Origin of the sequence: Shimwellia blattae DSM 4481 = NBRC 105725 (assembly GCF_000262305.1) — a bacterium.
GTDB lineage: Bacteria > Pseudomonadota > Gammaproteobacteria > Enterobacterales > Enterobacteriaceae > Shimwellia > Shimwellia blattae.
Genome location: NC_017910.1, coordinates 1,380,475 through 1,397,565, shown reverse-complemented (window position 1 = coordinate 1,397,565; position 17,091 = coordinate 1,380,475). Strand labels below are relative to the sequence as shown.

14 protein-coding genes are annotated in these 17,091 nt (G+C 56.2%); 10 read left to right on the top strand and 4 right to left on the bottom strand.

The features are described from left to right. Positions 1 to 99 precede the first annotated feature (99 nt). The gene (locus tag EBL_RS06455; protein WP_014715937.1) at positions 100 to 1,623 is read right to left on the bottom strand and encodes a sulfatase-like hydrolase/transferase; all 1,524 of its coding nucleotides are present in this window, start codon (positions 1,621 to 1,623) and stop codon (positions 100 to 102) included. 311 nt (positions 1,624 to 1,934) lie between these two features. Here EBL_RS06455 and yeiP point away from each other — a divergent pair, with 311 nt between their 5' ends. The 10 genes from yeiP (at position 1,935) to yejF (ending at position 14,392) form a co-directional block, all read left to right on the top strand. Further along, positions 1,935 to 2,507: an elongation factor P-like protein YeiP gene (yeiP, locus tag EBL_RS06450; RefSeq protein WP_002439855.1), complete on the top strand. Its 573-nt coding sequence runs from the start codon at positions 1,935 to 1,937 to the stop codon at positions 2,505 to 2,507. A gap of 263 nt (positions 2,508 to 2,770) precedes the next feature. Then, positions 2,771 to 4,228, top strand: a complete 1,458-nt coding sequence (locus EBL_RS06445) for a mannitol dehydrogenase family protein (protein WP_002439854.1) — start codon at positions 2,771 to 2,773, stop codon at positions 4,226 to 4,228. Between the two features lie 141 nt (positions 4,229 to 4,369). Beyond that, positions 4,370 to 5,347: a CobW family GTP-binding protein gene (locus EBL_RS06440; protein WP_002439853.1), complete on the top strand. Its 978-nt coding sequence runs from the start codon at positions 4,370 to 4,372 to the stop codon at positions 5,345 to 5,347. A 29-nt stretch (positions 5,348 to 5,376) separates the two neighbouring features. Then, a complete protein-coding gene (locus EBL_RS06435; RefSeq protein WP_014715936.1) occupies positions 5,377 to 6,090 on the top strand; it encodes a phosphatase PAP2 family protein in 714 nt (237 codons plus the stop codon). Positions 6,091 to 6,511: 421 nt separating this feature from the next. Continuing rightward, entirely contained in the window at positions 6,512 to 7,078 is a 567-nt protein-coding gene (mepS, locus tag EBL_RS06430) for a bifunctional murein DD-endopeptidase/murein LD-carboxypeptidase (protein WP_002439851.1), read from the top strand. A gap of 186 nt (positions 7,079 to 7,264) precedes the next feature. Then, positions 7,265 to 8,821, top strand: coding sequence for a cyclic di-GMP phosphodiesterase (locus EBL_RS06425; protein ID WP_002439850.1), 1,557 nt, complete (start codon positions 7,265 to 7,267; stop codon positions 8,819 to 8,821). A gap of 51 nt (positions 8,822 to 8,872) precedes the next feature. Beyond that, positions 8,873 to 10,681, top strand: a complete 1,809-nt coding sequence (locus EBL_RS06420; protein WP_002439849.1) for an extracellular solute-binding protein — start codon at positions 8,873 to 8,875, stop codon at positions 10,679 to 10,681. Positions 10,682 to 10,690: 9 nt separating this feature from the next. After that, positions 10,691 to 11,788 carry a microcin C ABC transporter permease YejB gene (locus tag EBL_RS06415; RefSeq protein WP_002439848.1) on the top strand — a complete coding sequence of 366 codons (1,098 nt, stop codon included), beginning with the start codon at positions 10,691 to 10,693 and terminating at the stop codon, positions 11,786 to 11,788. Further along, positions 11,785 to 12,801 carry a microcin C ABC transporter permease gene (locus tag EBL_RS06410; protein WP_002439847.1) on the top strand — a complete coding sequence of 339 codons (1,017 nt, stop codon included), beginning with the start codon at positions 11,785 to 11,787 and terminating at the stop codon, positions 12,799 to 12,801. The genes EBL_RS06415 and EBL_RS06410 overlap by 4 nt, the downstream gene beginning before the upstream one ends. A 1-nt stretch (position 12,802) precedes the next feature. Then, complete coding sequence (yejF, locus tag EBL_RS06405) at positions 12,803 to 14,392, top strand: microcin C ABC transporter ATP-binding protein YejF (protein WP_002439846.1); 1,590 nt, start codon at positions 12,803 to 12,805, stop codon at positions 14,390 to 14,392. A gap of 3 nt (positions 14,393 to 14,395) precedes the next feature. On the opposite strand, the gene EBL_RS06400 is transcribed toward yejF, so the two are convergent. The 3 genes from EBL_RS06400 to rsuA all read right to left on the bottom strand — a co-directional run bounded on the left by EBL_RS06400 (position 14,396) and on the right by rsuA (position 16,985). Beyond that, positions 14,396 to 14,740, bottom strand: a complete 345-nt coding sequence (locus tag EBL_RS06400; protein WP_002439845.1) for a YejG family protein — start codon at positions 14,738 to 14,740, stop codon at positions 14,396 to 14,398. 346 nt (positions 14,741 to 15,086) lie between these two features. Continuing rightward, positions 15,087 to 16,268 (bottom strand): Bcr/CflA family multidrug efflux MFS transporter, encoded by a 1,182-nt coding sequence (locus EBL_RS06395; RefSeq protein ID WP_002439844.1) that lies wholly within the window; start codon positions 16,266 to 16,268, stop codon positions 15,087 to 15,089. Positions 16,269 to 16,289: 21 nt separating this feature from the next. Continuing rightward, positions 16,290 to 16,985: a 16S rRNA pseudouridine(516) synthase RsuA gene (gene rsuA, locus EBL_RS06390; protein WP_002439843.1), complete on the bottom strand. Its 696-nt coding sequence runs from the start codon at positions 16,983 to 16,985 to the stop codon at positions 16,290 to 16,292. Between the last annotated feature and the right edge of the window lie 106 nt (positions 16,986 to 17,091).

Here is a 17,091-nt window from a genome sequence, read left to right as displayed (position 1 = left end):
CCATATCAGAAGAACGCCCGTGGCGATAATGATTAATGCCCGGCGGCGGAAGATGGCCCGCCCCTTCAGGCAAAAACGGGAGCATCGCTCCCGGGTGTGCTACTCAACAAGGCTATTGTCCGGCAGCGATACATACCGGACCATCCTGCTGCCGTCAAAAACCATAATATCCCCGGAGTTCACATCCGTGATGGATTTCGCCGGTATATTCTTACTCTTGATCCCGCTCAGCCATGAAAAAATACTCAGGAAATCATATGCGCTAACCGGCTGATTAACCGTAATATGTTCTTTTATATCGCTTGCCATAATAAAAAACGGCACTGAATAGTTCTGTTTAAACTCACCGCCATGGCGTACCGGCCGAGCAGACCTGTCAACGGTCATGCCGTGATCGGAAAAATAGACCAGCGCATAGGGCTGGTTCGTTCTCTTCAGTAACCCGTCGGCTCTTTTGATAAAAGCATCAAGTTTGTTTATCGATGCAAGATAACAGCTTATTTTTGGCATGTCTTTAATATCAAAATTTACCGGAAAGCCATTTAGCCGCTCGCAGGCATCCGGGTGAGAGCCGGTCATATGAATAAAAAAGACACTGTTTTTCTGCTCACCGTTCAGCAGCGTCTCCAGTTTATCCAGCAATAAAAAGTCATCTTTATTGTCAGAAAAATAGTCACCCTGCTTTAAAAAATATTGATGTTGAGCATTCATCGCGATCACCGTTGACGGCGTATCATATTCACCAATAAACCCCTGATTAGATAACCACCAGGTGGTAAACCCTGCTTTATTGGCCAGCACGACAGCGTTATTTTTGGTCTGCTGATTCAGACCATCGCTGATGCTTAGTGTCCGGGGGATGGACATAAATGTATTCGGTGCCGCAGAGACATAATGGGTGGCAAAGTAGCCCGGGGCACTTTTTAACCATGGCGTGGTATCATGCTGATAACCATACAAAGAGAGATAGTCACGGGAGACGCTCTCCCCAATCACCACCACAATATTTTTATACTTCGCATCAACACCGGATATCTCCAGCGTATCGACACCCTGGGTTTTTCGGGCGAGGTCGGCCAGTTCTTTGTTGCCTTTATCATAGTAAGCGATGAGCCCTGCTATCGATCTTTTGGGGTAAGAGTTAACTGTCAGGCCGATACAGACAATCAACGCGGCCACTTTCATTTTCTTTGTCAGTGAAAAGGCGCGAGCCGAGGAGATATAGACAATAATCGCAACAATGCACAGCAACATCAGCACCAGTGATGTGACGTCAACTTCGCGCAAAAATTCGCTGGCTTCCAGGTAGCTGGTTTGCATGGCGGAGACAACTAATGGATATTTTATCCGCCCATATTGCAACCCAACCGGAATATAAAAAGACAGCCCGAGAAATACAACGCCCGCAAGTATCCGGGTTAATTTATTGCCTTTGGCTGTCAGCAGTATCAGAAAGGTCAGCACACTGTTCATTACCCCTGCATACCCCAAACCGGCGGGCATTAAAGCAGAGATAAACAACATCGCTAAAAAAGAAAGTTTCTGGCGCCGGCCCATCCCCCGGTAGCCAAGGCCAGCCCCCAGCCTTATCAGCTGATCCTTTATTTTTTTTATTTGTTCCATCAATAAAAATCCATATCTTGCTGAAATGTAAAATAAAAACTAATTAACCTGCAGGAAAAATACGCAAAGCCACGGCCCGGGAGAATGTGTCTGGTTGTAGTGAGTGTGTGTCGCGCGGGCCGTAGTATGAGCTGATTGCCCCAAACCACGCAGTGTACACAGCTGGGTGACAACACTGCTGCAACAGAGGCAAAGCAGATCAATAATGACGAGATTGTTGGCCTTTTCCCGCGAAATCCACTTGCCTGGCGGGCGGCTCGCGGGTAGTTTGACGCGATATTTTAGTAATCCCCATTCGACAGGATCTTCTGATGGCAAGAGCAAACGAAATCAAACGCGGCATGGCCGTGAATTACAACGGTAAACTGCTGCTGGTTAAAGATATCGATATTCAGAGCCCCAGCGCCCGCGGCGCCGCTACCCTGTACAAGATGCGCTTTTCCGATGTCCGCACCGGGCAGAAAGTCGAAGAGCGCTTTAAAGGGGACGATATCCTCGACACCATTACCCTGACCCGGCGCGCCGTTGACTTCTCCTATATTGACGGCAACGAGTATGTGTTTATGGATAAAGAAGATTACACCCCGTATATCTTCACCAAAGAGATGATTGAAGACGAGCTGCAGTTTATCCCGGAAGGCGGTATGCCGGATATGCAGGTTCTCACCTGGGATGGCCAGCTGCTGGCCCTGGAACTCCCCCAGACTGTTGACCTGGAAATTGTTGAAACTGCGCCCGGGATCAAAGGCGCATCGGCCAGCTCACGCACGAAACCCGCCACCCTGAATACCGGGCTGGTAATTCAGGTGCCGGAATATCTGACCAGCGGTGAAAAAATCCGCATCCATATTCCGGAGCGTCGCTTTATGGGTCGCGCAGACTGATCCATCGCCACGCCACTAACGCCCCACCCGGGGCGTTTTTTTCATCCGGTTGGCCGGAGAGCCCACGCCCTACCCCTAAGTTGTTATACCAATAATTCAGAACAACGCCCGCAGATGGTCAAATACCCGCCAAAATTGCACTGCCTACATCTTATATATTGATCGTATTCACATATAACCGAGAAATACGGATCACCAATTACAAATTCTTGTCATATAACTTTACACTAAACGGGTAACTCTCACGTTAGCCGGATATTGTAATGAAAACCATAGCCACCGCAGCACTGGCCGCTGGCGTCAGCCAGCCCGCTTACCCCCGTCAGCAGCTTAAATCCCGCATTGTCCATTTCGGATTTGGCGCTTTTCACCGTGCCCACCAGGCACTGCTCACCGATCGCGTGCTCAACCAGCACGGTGGGGACTGGGGGATTTGTGAAATCAGCCTGTTTAGCGGTGCCGGATTAATGACCGCGCTGCGGGCCCAGGATCACCGGTATACCGTGCTGGAAAAGGGGCCGGAGGGGAATCAGGCCATTATTGTCGGCGCCGTTAACGAATGCTGTAGCGCCACCCTCGACGGGATGGACACCGTACTGGAAAAATTCTGTGAGCCCCAGGTGGCGATTGTCTCCCTGACTATCACCGAAAAGGGATACTGCATTGATCCCGCCAGTGGCCACCTTGACCTCAGTAATAGCCGCATTCAGCACGATCTGGCCGCCCCCCACGAGCCCCACTCCGCACCGGGTATCCTGATAGAGGCGCTGCACCGCCGCAGGGAGCGGGGCCTGTCCCCGTTTACCGTGCTCTCCTGCGATAATATTCCCGAAAACGGCCACGTGGTCCGCCAGGCCGTGCTGGAGATGGCGAAAATGCGCGATCCGCAGCTGGCGGACTGGATAGCGCAACATGTGACCTTCCCTTCCACCATGGTGGATCGCATTGTCCCGGCGGCAACCCCTGAATCACTGGCGGAAATCACCGCCAGCCTCGGTGTGGAAGATCCCTGCGCCATCAGCTGCGAGCCCTTTATTCAGTGGGTGGTTGAGGATAACTTCGTGGCCGGGCGCCCCCGGTGGGAATCCGCCGGGGTACAGATGGTTGATGACGTACTGCCCTGGGAGCGCATGAAACTGCGCATGCTCAACGGCAGCCACTCTTTCCTCGCCTATCTGGGTTACCTGGGGGGCTACCGGCATATTGCCGATTGTATGGCCGATCCCCATTACCGCCGGGCGGTACGCCGCCTGATGCTGGAAGAGCAGGCCGCAACCCTGGTGATGCCGGGGGAGGATCTGACGCGTTATGCCGATACCCTGCTGGCGCGTTTTGCCAACCCGGCCCTGCAACACCGGACCTGGCAAATCGCCATGGACGGTAGCCAGAAACTGCCCCAGCGGATGCTGGAAAGTGTCCAGTGGCACCTTGAGCACAAAAGCGACTGGTCCTGCCTGGCCCTGGGGATCGCAGGCTGGATGCGCTATGTCAGCGGCACAGATGACCAGGGCGCAGCCATTGATATCCGTGACCCGCTCGCCGGGCAAATCAGCGCTATTGTCGCCAGCACCACAGAGCAACAGCGGGTGCAGGGGTTACTGGGGCTGAGCGCCATATTCGGCCAGCAACTGCCCAAAAATCCTCAGTTTGTTAACACCATTGAGCGTGCCTGGCAACAACTGTGCACCGGTGGCGCACGCCAGGCGGTCAGCGCCCTGTAAGCCACTGACATAACCCCCGTTCCGGGGGTTATGCTGCCGCCGGTTAAAAAAATGTCACGTTTTTATTTTGCTTCTGCCCGTTAACTGGTTAAGAATTCCGGCCATTCATTTTTTACATCACTGACCAGGCGCGGAGGATTTGTGACCAAAACTAACCTAATTACCGGTTTTCTCGGTAGCGGCAAGACCACCACCATTCTCCACCTGCTGGCAAATAAACCCGCAAATGAACGCTGGGCGGTACTGGTAAACGAATTTGGCGAAGTGGGGATCGACGGAGCCCTGCTGGCAGACAGCGGCGCAGTGCTCAAAGAGATCCCCGGCGGCTGTATGTGCTGCGTTAATGGCCTGCCAATGCAGGTGGGCCTCAACACGCTGCTGCGCCAGGTCAAACCCGACCGTTTGCTGATCGAGCCCACCGGCCTTGGTCACCCGAAGCAGATCCTCGATATGCTCACCGCTGAGGTTTACCAGCCGTGGATCGATCTGCGGGCCACCCTGTGCCTGCTCGATCCGCGCCAGTTGCTCGACGATCGTATCCGCCAGGATGACAACTTCCGCGATCAGCTGGCCGCCTGCGATATTATCGTCGCCAATAAAGCAGACCGGGAAGACAGCGCCAGCCGCCAGGCACTGGCCGACTGGCTCAGTGCGCATCGCGACCAGCGCCATGTTGTTGCCACCACCCGGGGGGTCATTGAAAATGCGCTACTGGATACCCCCCGGGCCACTGACCGGACGCTGCCCGACAGCCCCGCTCACCAGCACAGCCATTCGTCCCCGCGCGGGCTGGGCGCATTAAGCCTGCCGGAGCACCAGCGCTGGCGGCGCAGTGTCAACCAGGGCCAGGGGTATTACGCCTGCGGCTGGATTTTCGACAGCGACACGGTGTTCGACACAGTAGGCGTGCTTGAGTGGGCGCGCCAGGCCCCGGTAGGCCGCATTAAAGGCGTGCTGCGCATCCCGGAAGGGCTGGTGCGTATTAACCGCCAGGGGGAGGATTTTCATATTGAAACCCAGAATGCCGCCCCGCCGGACAGCAGAGTGGAAGCGATTAACGGCCAGGAGACCGACTGGAATCCCCTGCAATCCTCATTGTTGAAACTTCGTTTAAGCTAACCGGGCCGGTGGCCCGCTTTTTGTTGTTAATGATTATGGTTCGTATTCCCGCAATTCTTTTACTTAATATCCTTGGTGTCGGGCTGTTTTTGTCCTGGTTCCTGCCGCTCAATCACGGTTACTGGTTTGCCATTGACGCGGGGATCTTTCACTTTTTCAACCAGCAGCTGGCCCACAGCCGCCCGTTTGTGTGGTTTGTGGCCATCACCAACAACCGGGCGTTTGATCTCTGCTCCCTGTTATGTATGGGGCTGCTGATGCTGTCATACTGGCTCAGGGCAACCCCGCCGGGGCGGCGCCAGATACTCATTACCGGTGTGGTGATGTTGCTGTGTGCCGTGGTGCTAAATCAGCTGGGCAAAGTTATCCCCGTTGAGCGGGCAAGCCCGACCCTCTATTTCCATAATATTTACCGGGTCAGCGAATTACTGGACTTTCCCACCAAAGATTCCTCCCGTGATAGTTTCCCGGGTGATCACGGGTTAATGCTGCTGATATTTTGTGGCTTTATGTTGCGTTATTTCGGCAAAAAAGCCTGCGCGGTGGCGGTGATTATTTTCCTGGTATTTATTGTGCCGCGGATGATGAGCGGCGCCCACTGGTTTTCAGATGTGTTTGTCGGCTCATTATCCCTGGCACTCATCGGGCTTCCCTGGTGGTTAATGACCCCCTTTTCCGACGCAATTATTCGCTGGTTTAATCAGCGATTACCCGGGAAATATAAACTACCGCCGCGTCATTAATGACCTACAGTTAACCCTGCTGACGGGCGAATCACCGGCCCTGGCAGCGCCGTTTTGTCACATTCTGAATTACATAACGATTGATAATAAATAATCACAACAGAATGAACAGGTTACCTGTAGCGCCAGTTATCAGTACAATTGTTGACCATTGTCGGGTTATGTCTATTTACATCACATTTTCTTATAAAAAAGCGCGCAAAAGCGCTCGCCTTGAATAAGTTGTTAGGGTAATCTCAATCCGTTTTGTGCTCCGGGGCCTGCGGACTGGCTGACCTTCAGCCAAATAAAAAGTGTGCGGTTATGCACATTTCTGCCCGGCAGGAATTGTCTCGCTGCATACGAATATCTTAGTCTCATTCGCGGTTGGCATTTACATAACGATATTTGTCGTTAAGGACATCAAGGGATAAAAAATAATATGGTCAAGTCTCAACCATTTTTGAGATATATCTGGCGGGCAATCCCCGCAGTTACTGTGGCAGTTATGCTGTCTGCCTGTAGTTCAACAAACACAGCAAATGTGCATTCTGAGACGCATGCAGTGGGTCAAAAAGACAGTTTTTTACTGCAAGCCTCTCAGGATGAATTTGAAAGCATGGTGCGTAACCTGGATGTCAAATCCCGGCTTATGGACCAGTATGCGGACTGGAAAGGCGTGCGTTACCGCCTGGGTGGCAGCACTAAACGCGGTATTGACTGCTCCGCGTTTGTTCAGCGCACCTTCCGCGAACAATTTGGCTTAGATTTACCGCGCTCCACCAGCGAGCAGCAAGACAGCGGCAGACCGGTTTCACGCAGCAAACTGCGCACCGGCGATCTGGTTCTGTTCCGTGCCGGCTCTACCGGGCGCCATGTCGGTATCTATATCGGCAATAATCAGTTTGTACACGCGTCTACCAGCAGCGGAGTCAGAATCTCCAGTCTGGATGAGCCTTACTGGAACAAGCGCTATAACGAAGCGCGCCGCGTGCTGAGCCGCAGTTAAATCTGGCATCCCCTTGATATCCAGGTGCAACTGCACATCTGCTAAAACGCTGCTCCGGCAGCGTTTTTTGTTTCCCGGCGGAACAATACAACCAGACGGCAACGTCTGTATCGGGTTTAGCCAGGATACACTATAGTCATCTGTACCGATAAGCCCCTGTGACAACCATACTGGCCGAGTTACTCCTTGCTACCGTTACTGTCGACCGGCAAAAAAAATGCCCTGCTATCCCTGACAATGGGAACACTTTTCGCGCTGCTTTTTGGCGGTGCAACCGCCCTTTACCTTTACCATAAACGCGCCGAAAACTGGGATACCCTGAGCCACGGGGTCAACCGCTATATTGGCGATCTGTTTAACACCATTTTACAGACCAACAGCACCCTCCAGCCCCTGACAGCCCTCCCCTGCTCCCGGGCATCACGCCAGCTGACCACCAGCGCCGCCTTCAGCACCAGTATCCGGGCACTGACCCTGGTCACCGACGGCGTTGCCTGGTGCTCGTCGGCCACGGGGGAGATTCATGTCAGCATCTCCCGGGTGGCTCCGGGGCTTGATCTCACCCAGCCGGTTAACGCCGATATTGTCACCGGCACCCCGATGATGCCCAACCGGCCAACGGTGGTGCTCTGGTCCCGCCACCCGACCGATCTGCACCGGGGGATCTTCACCACGATGAATATCAACCTGAACCCCTACCTGCTCTACACCTCACAACAGCGGGAGGTCTACGGCATTGCGCTGGTGATACACGGCAAAATATTGTCGACCTTCTCCCGCCGCATGATGACGGAAGATGAGCTGGCGCTGCGCGAGATTCGCGCCTCTCGCCTGCACGGGTTACCGGTGGAGATCCGGATTTACGGCACCCGCTGGCCCCGGGAGGATATCCAGCTGGCGATTCTGTTCGGCCTGTTTGGCGGGGCGATTTTCGGCCTGCTGACCATGTGGTTCTTTAACAGCCGCACCCGGACCGGGCTGGATATTATGTCCGGTATCCGCCGGGAGCAGTTTTTCACCGTCTACCAGCCGGTCATGAGCGCAGACGACCAGAAAATGCACGGCATTGAAGTGCTGCTGCGCTGGAAACACCCGGTAAACGGCATGATCTCCCCGGATGTGTTCATCAGCTACGCAGAGGCGCAGCAGCTTATCGCCCCGCTGACCCGGCACCTGTTTTCGCTGATCCTTGCTGACGCAGACACCCTGAAAACGATACTGCCACGCGGGGGCAAGGTGGGCATCAACCTTGCCCCGGGCCATTTACACTCTGCGGATTTCAAAAAAGATATTCTGGCCTTTTCCCGGGCCCTGCCACCGGGGGCTTTTCAGATAGTGTTTGAGATAACCGAGCGCACCATGCTTAATGAAGCCCAGGCGCTGCCGCTGTTTGAGTGGCTGCACCAGCAGGGGTTTGAAATCGCCATTGACGACTTCGGCACCGGGCACAGCGCACTTATCTATTTACAGCGCTTTAAAATGGACTACCTGAAGATAGATCGCGGCTTTATCAGCGCTATCGGAACAGATACAGTAACCACACCGGTACTGGATACGGTGCTCACCCTGGCCCGGCGCCTGCATATGGCCACCGTTGCCGAAGGTGTTGAAACCCGGCAACAGGCCCGGTGGTTAATTGATCAGGGAATCAACTACCTGCAGGGATATTATTACAGCCCGGGACTGAGCGCAGAAGCGCTGACCGCGTGGTACAGCCAGTATACCCCGCCTGTTCAGCCCTAGCCGCTCTACCGGTACGCATTGATTATCATTGTATAAGGATACCTGCCGCAGATGCTCACTCGCCTGTTTTACATCGCCCTGTTATGCCTGCTCAGCATTCCGGCGGGGGCGACACAAATCAACGAAGGTTACGCATTTGCCGTGCTCGGCGAGCCAAAATACGCCACTAATTTCAGCCATTTTGATTATGTGAATCCCGCCGCCCCCAAAGGGGGGGATGTTACCCTCTCCGCCATTGGCACCTTTGATAACTTTAACCGCTACGCCCTGCGCGGTAACCCGGCTGTCCGGAGCGACGCGCTCTACGACACGCTGTTTACCACCTCTGACGACGAGCCCGGCAGCTATTACCCGCTGGTGGCCGAGCGGGCCCGCTACCCGGACAACTTCGCCTGGATGGAGATAGACATTAACCCCCGGGCGCGCTTTCACGACGGCTCACCGGTAACCGCCAGCGATGTGGCCTTCACCTTCAGTAAATTTATGACCGAGGGTGTGCCCCAGTTCCGCCTGGTTTATAAAGGCGCCAGCGTGAAGGCCATCTCCCGGTTAACGGTGCGCATTGAGCTTGCCACCCCGGCAAAAGAGCGCATCCTCGGCCTGCTGACGCTACCCATCCTGCCGCAGGCATTCTGGCAGGATCATAAACTCAGCGATCCGCTCTCCCGCCCGCCGCTGGCAGGTGGCCCCTACCGTATCAGCGACTGGCGCATGGGCCAGTATGTGACCTACAGCCGGGTAAAAGACTACTGGGCCGCCAGCCTGCCGGTGAACCGGGGGCGCTGGAATTTTGACACCATCCGCTACGACTATTATCTGGACGATAACGTCGCCTTTGAGGCGTTCAAAGCGGGCGCCTTCGACTTTCGCAGCGAAAGCAGCGCCAAAAACTGGGCCACCCGCTACAGCGGCAAAAACTTCACCGCCGGTTATATCGTCAAAGAGGATCAGCCCAATACCTCCGCACAGGATACCCGCTGGCTGGCGTTTAATATCCAGCGCCCGGTATTCGCCGACCGCCGGGTACGGGAGGCCATCAGCCTGGCCTTTGATTTTGAATGGATGAACAAAGCCCTGTTTTATGGCGGCTACAAGCGGGTAGACAGCTATTTCCAGAATACGGAATACGCCGCCCGCGACTACCCGGACGCGGCGGAGCTTATCCTGCTGGCCCCGTGGAAAGCGCAGCTTCCCGCCGGGGTGTTTACCCACATCTGGCAACCGCCGCTCTCCCGCGGGGATGGCTTTGACCGGAATAACCTGATGAAAGCCCTGGAGCTGCTCAGGCAGGCAGGCTGGGAGCTGAAAGATCAACAACTGGTGAACACCCACACCGGCAAGCCACTGCGCTTCGAGCTGCTGCTCAGCAGCGCCGGTAATAACCAGTGGGTGCTCCCCTTCCGGCACAATTTAGAGCGCCTGGGAATAACCATGGAGGTGCGCCAGGTCGATAACTCCCAGTTCACCAACCGCCGCCGCAGCCGGGACTACGATATGACCCCCGTGGTTTACAGTGCCAGCCCCTGGCCCAGCTCAGATTTACAGATCCTCTGGGCCTCTGCGTATGTGGATTCCACCTGGAACGCGCCCGGGGTCCGGGATCCGGTGGTGGACAGCCTGATAGGGCAGATAATCCGCCACCAGGGGGATAAACAACAACTGCTGACGCTGGGGCGCGCGCTGGACCGGGTGCTGACCTGGAACCAGTATATGCTGCCCATGTGGTATGTGGCTTCTGACCATCTGGCCTGGTGGGATAAATTCTCCCGCCCGACCATGCGCCCGGTATACTCCCTGGGGTTCGACAACTGGTGGTACGACATCAACAAAGCCCGGCATCTGCCCGCTGCGCGACGTTAAGGGACAAGGATGGCAAGTTATTTACTGCGGCGCCTGCTGCTGATTATCCCCACCCTGTGGGCCATTATTACCATTAACTTTTTTATCGTTCAGATTGCTCCCGGTGGCCCGGTGGACCAGGCCATTGCCGCCATACAGTTCGGCCACACCAGCGGCATTCCCGGCACCGGCAGCGATATGGCCGGAGCCGGCCACGCCACTACCGGGGTGGGCAATATCGGCGACAGTCAGTACCGGGGCGCCCGGGGGCTGGATCCGGAAGTGATCGCCGAAATCACCCGCCGCTACGGTTTTGATAAACCGCTGCACGAGCGCTATTTCACCATGCTCGGGGACTATCTGCGCTTTGACTTCGGCAACAGTCTGTTTCGCAGCGCCTCTGTGCTGCACCTGATAGGCGACAGTCTGCCGGTCTCCGCCTCTCTGGGGCTGTGGAGCACCCTGATTATCTATCTGGTCTCGATACCCCTTGGGATCCGCAAAGCCGTCTCCAGCGGCAGTGCCTTTGATATCTGGAGCAGCACGGCGATTATTATCGGCTATGCTATCCCGGCGTTTTTGTTCGCCATTCTGATGATTGTGCTGTTTGCCGGGGGAAATTACCTGGACTGGTTCCCGCTGCGCGGTCTGGTCTCGGCCAATTTTGACACCCTGCCCTGGTATCAGAAAATCACCGATTATCTGTGGCACATTACCCTGCCGGTGCTGGCAACGGTGATTAGCGGTTTCGCGACCCTGACCATGCTGACGAAAAACGCCTTTATGGATGAGATTCGCAAGCAGTATGTGGTCACCGCCCGGGCCAAAGGGCTGGATGAACAGCAGATCCTCTGGCGCCACGTGTTTCGCAACGCCATGCTGCTGGTTATCGCCGGGTTTCCCGCCACCTTTATCAGCATGTTTTTTACCGGCTCGCTGCTGATTGAGGTGATGTTCTCCCTTAATGGCCTGGGGCTGCTGGGCTATGAGGCGACCATCTCCCGGGACTACCCGGTTATCTTCGGCACCCTGTATATTTTCACCCTGATTGGCTTACTGATGAATATTCTCAGCGATCTCACCTACACCCTGGTTGATCCCCGTATTGACTTTGAGAGGCGCGGATGAGCCCGGTAAACCAGGCCCGCTGGGCCAGATTTCGCCATAACCGCCGGGGGTACTGGTCCCTGTGGATTTTTGCCACCCTGTTTGTGCTGAGCCTGTTTTCTGAGCTTATCGCCAACGACCGGCCCCTGGCGGTGCACTACCAGGATCGCTGGTACTTCCCGGCATTCACCCAGTACGCAGAGAGCGATTTCGGCGGCCCGCTCACCACCCGGGCAGACTACCAGGATCCCTGGCTGCGCCAGCGCCTGGAGCAGCACGGCTGGGTGCTCTGGGCGCCGGTGCGCTTTAGCTATAACACCATCAATTTTGCCACCCGGAGCCCGTTCCCCTCCCCCCCTTCGGCCACCAACTGGCTGGGGACCGACGCAAACGGCAGCGATGTGCTGGCCCGCATTCTGTACGGCACCCGCATCTCCATTCTGTTCGGGCTGATGCTGACATTATGCACCAGTGTCCTGGGCGTTATGGCCGGGGCGGTACAGGGCTACTACGGGGGAAGGCTGGATCTCTGGGGGCAGCGCTTTATTGAGGTCTGGTCCGGCATGCCGACACTGTTTCTGATTATTCTGCTCTCAAGCGTTGTTCAGCCCGGTTTCTGGTGGCTGCTGGGGATCACCGCCCTGTTTGGCTGGATGTCGCTGGTCGGTGTGGTACGCGCGGAATTTCTGCGCACCCGTAACTTTGACTATATCCGCGCGGCACAGGCTATGGGGGTCAGTGACCGGGTGATTATTCTGCGCCATATGCTGCCTAACGCCATGGTCGCCACCCTCACCTTTTTGCCGTTTATTTTATGCGGATCTATCTCTACGCTGACCTCGCTGGATTTTCTCGGCTTCGGGATGCCGCTGGGCTCGCCCTCTCTCGGGGAGCTGCTGCTACAGGGGAAAAACAACCTGCAGGCCCCCTGGCTTGGGATCGCCGCCTTCTTTACCCTGGCGATTTTGCTCTCGCTGCTGATTTTTATTTTTGAGGCGGTGCGCGATGCCTTCGACCCGTCAAGGAGCCGTTAAGATGACCGCCCCCCTGCTACGTATCGATCAGTTATCTGTCGCTTTTCGCCAGGCCGGGCAGCTGCACCAGGTGGTGAATGAGGTGTCGCTCCAGGTCGATGCCGGGGAGACCCTGGCGCTGGTGGGCGAATCCGGCTCCGGGAAAAGCGTTACCGCCTTGTCCGTTTTGCGCCTGTTACCGGAGCCGCCCGCCTGCTACCCGGGCGGGGAGATTTACTACCGCGACCAGCCGCTGCTGCGGGCGCCGGAGAAGATCCTGCGCCAGATCCGCGGGAATAAAATCGCCATGATCTTCCAGGAGCCGATGGTCTCGCTCAACCCGCTGCACACCCTGGAAAAGCAGCTTTATGAGGTGCTGTCCCTGCACCGGGGCATGCGTAAAGAGGCGGCCCGGGGCGAGATCCTCGACTGCCTGGATCGGGTGGGGATCCACAACGCCCGCCAGCGGCTGGCGGATTACCCGCACCAGTTATCCGGCGGTGAGCGCCAGCGGGTGATGATCGCCATGGCGCTGCTCACCCGCCCGGAGCTGCTGATTGCCGACGAGCCCACCACCGCTCTGGATGTGGCGGTACAGGCCCAGATCCTGCGCCTGCTGGCGGAGCTGAAACAGGAGCTCAATATGGGGCTGCTGTTTATTACCCACAACCTGAACCTGGTAAAACGCCTGGCGGACAATGTGGCCGTGATGCGCCAGGGCCGCTGTATTGAGCACAACAGCTGCGCGCAGTTATTCAGCGCCCCGCAGCACCCCTGGACCCGCAAGCTGATCGCCGCCGAGCCCACCGGCGAGCCCAATCCGCTGCCTGCCGGTACGCCGCCGCTACTGGAAGTGGCAGATCTCCAGGTGCGCTTTGCCGTCCGGCGGGGATTACTTAAACGTATTCAGGGTTACCACTACGGCCTCCGGCAGCTGAGTTTTACGCTGCGCCCGGGAGAGTCGCTGGGTCTGGTGGGGGAATCCGGATCCGGTAAGAGCACCACCGGCCTTGCGCTGCTGCGCTTAATTCCGTCTCTCGGGAAAATGACCTTCGACGGTATGCCGATCAGCGACTGGGGGCGCAAGCAGATGCTGCCGGTACGCCCGCGCATCCAGGTGGTGTTTCAGGATCCGAACTCATCACTCAACCCGCGGCTTGATGTCTTACAGATTATTGAAGAAGGGTTACGGGTGCATCAGCCGGCGCTGAGTGCCGCACAGCGGGAGGCGCGGGTCATTAGCGCCATGAATGAGGTGGGGCTGGATCCACAAACCCGCCACCGCTACCCGGCGGAGTTTTCCGGGGGCCAGCGCCAGCGTATCGCCATTGCCAGAGCGCTGATTTTAGAGCCTCAGCTGATTATTCTGGATGAGCCCACATCGTCACTGGATCGCTCAGTGCAGGCGCAGATCCTGCAACTGCTGAAATCGCTCCAGCGTACACACCGGCTGGCTTATATTTTTATCAGTCACGATCTGCAGGTGGTCCGCTCTTTGTGCCACCAGGTGGTGGTCCTGCGCAAGGGCGAAGTGGTGGAACAGGGAGAGTGTGCGCGTGTGTTCGCCGCCCCCCAGGCGGAATATACCCGGCGGTTACTCAACCCGCTCTGAGTCTCAGAACGGGTTAGTGGCGGAAAAAGACTCCGCAATGGCCACGCCAAAATTTTTCAGCCGACAGGTGGCGGTGCATTCGTCCTGGCTGTTTACAAACAGGCAGGGCTCCCCTTCACACTCAAGCACGGAGCTGTCCACGGCAATATCCGTAAGCGCCTGGCTCAGGCTGTACATTACCGGCCAGGCGTTTTCGTCACTGGGGCTGAGCAGCTTAAGGCCCACCAGGCACCCTTCACAACCTGACGCCGGTTGCGGAATCGGTTCAACTTTTGAACCAGTAAAACCCGCCAGCCAGCGATAGCTCTGAGGCAGGCGGTGGATAATTGAAAGTTGTAAAGTATTCACAGCAGATTCCCCGGAAGCGTGACGCAAAAAATCATCAATGTCCCTACGCCTGGCGTTAACACATTGTATGCAGACTTTATTTTCTGGTTTGCCAGTCCATTTAGCGGCGACCTCGTAAACATACATATCATTAACAATATAATGATTTTTATGCAACCAACTCGTTACTGGCGCTATATGTACCTTTTTTCGAGATCTATCTCAACTTTTTTCACTACATTATTTAGCTTTTTGTTATGAACAGAGTTACAAATTCGAAACAATTGTAGTCTTCCTGGCGGTTTTTTTCTTGATATGGATTAATGAAAAGGGCGAGATCTCGCCCTTCAGGCAGGTTTTTGCGCACTCAGGCCCGGCGGGCCGCAAGCCAGAACCAGACCGAGCAGCTGGCGCAAATCGCAATCGAGCACACCATCGGCCAGGCGGAGCGGAAATCCGCCAGCGAGAGCAGCGCCCCGGTCAGGGCGCCAATACCGAAGCGGAACGTCCCGGCCAGTGACGATGCAGTCCCCGCCATGTGGGGGAACTCATCAAGGATCACCGCCATCGCGTTAGAGGAGACCATCGACACGCAGCCCACAAACGCCGCCACACCCAGCACCATTGACCAGAACCCCAGCCCGAGCAGCAGGCTCACCACCAGCCACAGCGCCATACCCAGCTGAATAAGCAGCCCGGCGCTGAACATCCGCAGCGGCCCAATCCGGCGCACAAAGCGGCTGTTAAACACCGTCACCAGGAATAAAAAGGCGATATTCAGGGCAAAGTAGTAGCCAAAATGCTGGGGAGCCACATGGTTGAGTTCGATGTAAACAAACGGCCCGGCGCTGAGAAACGAAAACATCCCGGCGAAGCTGAAACCACTGGCCAGCATATAGCTCAGCACCCGTTTATGGCGAAACAGGGTGGCGAAGTTTGTAAGCGTAGTGTACAGATGAAACGGCTGGCGCCGCTCCGGGGGGAGGGTCTCATCAATAAAAAAGTAGATAAGGCCCGCCGCCGCCAGCGCTGCCGCCGCGAGGATCCAGAAAATCACATGCCAGGAGGCCCAGACCAGTAGCGCCCCGCCAATCATCGGGGCCAGTAACGGGGCAATCGTTGTCACCAGCATCACAAACGACATCATGCGCGAAAACTCCTCCTTCGGATAGATATCGCGCATCAGGGCATTAATCACCACGCTGGCTGCCGCCGCTGCCAGACCATGCAGCAGGCGCATAGTGATCAGCTGATCAATAGAATTGGCCAGCGCACAGGCCACCGCCGCCACCGCAAAGATAAGGATCCCGCCAAGGATCACCGGCTTGCGGCCCAGGCTGTCTGCCAGGGGGCCATAAAAGAGCTGGCCAACAGCGAAACCAAAGATATACGAGCTCAGCGTCATCTGCGCGCTACCGGCAGAGACATTAAACTGGCTGGCAATCACCGGCAGCGCAGGCAGATACATATCGATGGACAGCGGCATCAGCATTGCCAGCAGCCCGAGAATAAAAATAATACCCAGTGACGATTGCTTACTGGTAGTCACGAACCTCTCCTGTGCGGTTAATTAACGGGGCCAGACACTGGCAATCTCTTCGCTGGTCAGTGGGCGGTACTCACCCGGTTCCACATCCAGTGCTATCTGGCCAATCCGTTCGCGGTGCAGCGCCACAACGTGGTTGCCAACAGCGGCGAACATCCGTTTCACCTGGTGGTAACGGCCCTCGCTGATAGTCAGCCGTACCTCGGTCGGGGTGATAACCTCCAGCTGTGCCGGTTTGGTCGGTTCTTTTTCGTTATGCAGCATCACGCCCCGGGCAAACTGCTCTGCCACCCCGTCTGCCAGGGGCTGATCCAGGGTAACCAGATAGGTTTTTTCACAGTGGTGACGGGGTGAGGTGATCCGGTGTGACCACTGACCATCGTCGGTCATCAGCACCAGGCCGGTGGTGTCCATATCCAGACGCCCGGCGGCGTGCAGCTTATGGGCGGCGGGCTCATCAAGGAAAAACAGCACCGTGGGATTTTCCGGATCGTCCGTTGAGCACACATAGCCCTGGGGCTTGTTCAGCATAAAATAACGCGGCCCCTGGTGCTGGGTCAGCGCGTTGCCGTCATATTCAACCTGGTGTTCCGGCAGTAATTTAAAACCGGCATCGCGGACAATTTCACCGTCGACAGTAACCAGTCTGGCGCGGATTTCACGGTTGGCGATAGCACGGCTGATGCCGAGCTGGTGGGACAGAAACTTATCAAGTCGCATTGGGATATTGCCTGTTTTGCGCAAAAGTAGCCGGTATCGGCTGAAGAATACAGAAGAAGACAGCGGCACAGTATAGCTTCCCCCCCGCACGGGAGAAAGGCCGATC

What these genes read in the sequence shown, in the direction of transcription:
- rsuA (WP_002439843.1), bottom strand. Translation starts at nt 16,985, where the DNA reads ATGCGACTTGATAAGTTTCTGTCCCACCAGCTCGGCATCAGCCGTGCT.
- EBL_RS06455 (WP_014715937.1), bottom strand. Translation starts at nt 1,623, where the DNA reads ATGGAACAAATAAAAAAAATAAAGGATCAGCTGATAAGGCTGGGGGCT.
- EBL_RS06410 (WP_002439847.1), top strand. Translation starts at nt 11,785, where the DNA reads ATGAGCCCGGTAAACCAGGCCCGCTGGGCCAGATTTCGCCATAACCGC.
- mepS (WP_002439851.1), top strand. Translation starts at nt 6,512, where the DNA reads ATGGTCAAGTCTCAACCATTTTTGAGATATATCTGGCGGGCAATCCCC.
- yeiP (WP_002439855.1), top strand. Translation starts at nt 1,935, where the DNA reads ATGGCAAGAGCAAACGAAATCAAACGCGGCATGGCCGTGAATTACAAC.
- yejF (WP_002439846.1), top strand. Translation starts at nt 12,803, where the DNA reads ATGACCGCCCCCCTGCTACGTATCGATCAGTTATCTGTCGCTTTTCGC.
- EBL_RS06415 (WP_002439848.1), top strand. Translation starts at nt 10,691, where the DNA reads ATGGCAAGTTATTTACTGCGGCGCCTGCTGCTGATTATCCCCACCCTG.
- EBL_RS06420 (WP_002439849.1), top strand. Translation starts at nt 8,873, where the DNA reads ATGCTCACTCGCCTGTTTTACATCGCCCTGTTATGCCTGCTCAGCATT.
- EBL_RS06435 (WP_014715936.1), top strand. Translation starts at nt 5,377, where the DNA reads ATGATTATGGTTCGTATTCCCGCAATTCTTTTACTTAATATCCTTGGT.
- EBL_RS06445 (WP_002439854.1), top strand. Translation starts at nt 2,771, where the DNA reads ATGAAAACCATAGCCACCGCAGCACTGGCCGCTGGCGTCAGCCAGCCC.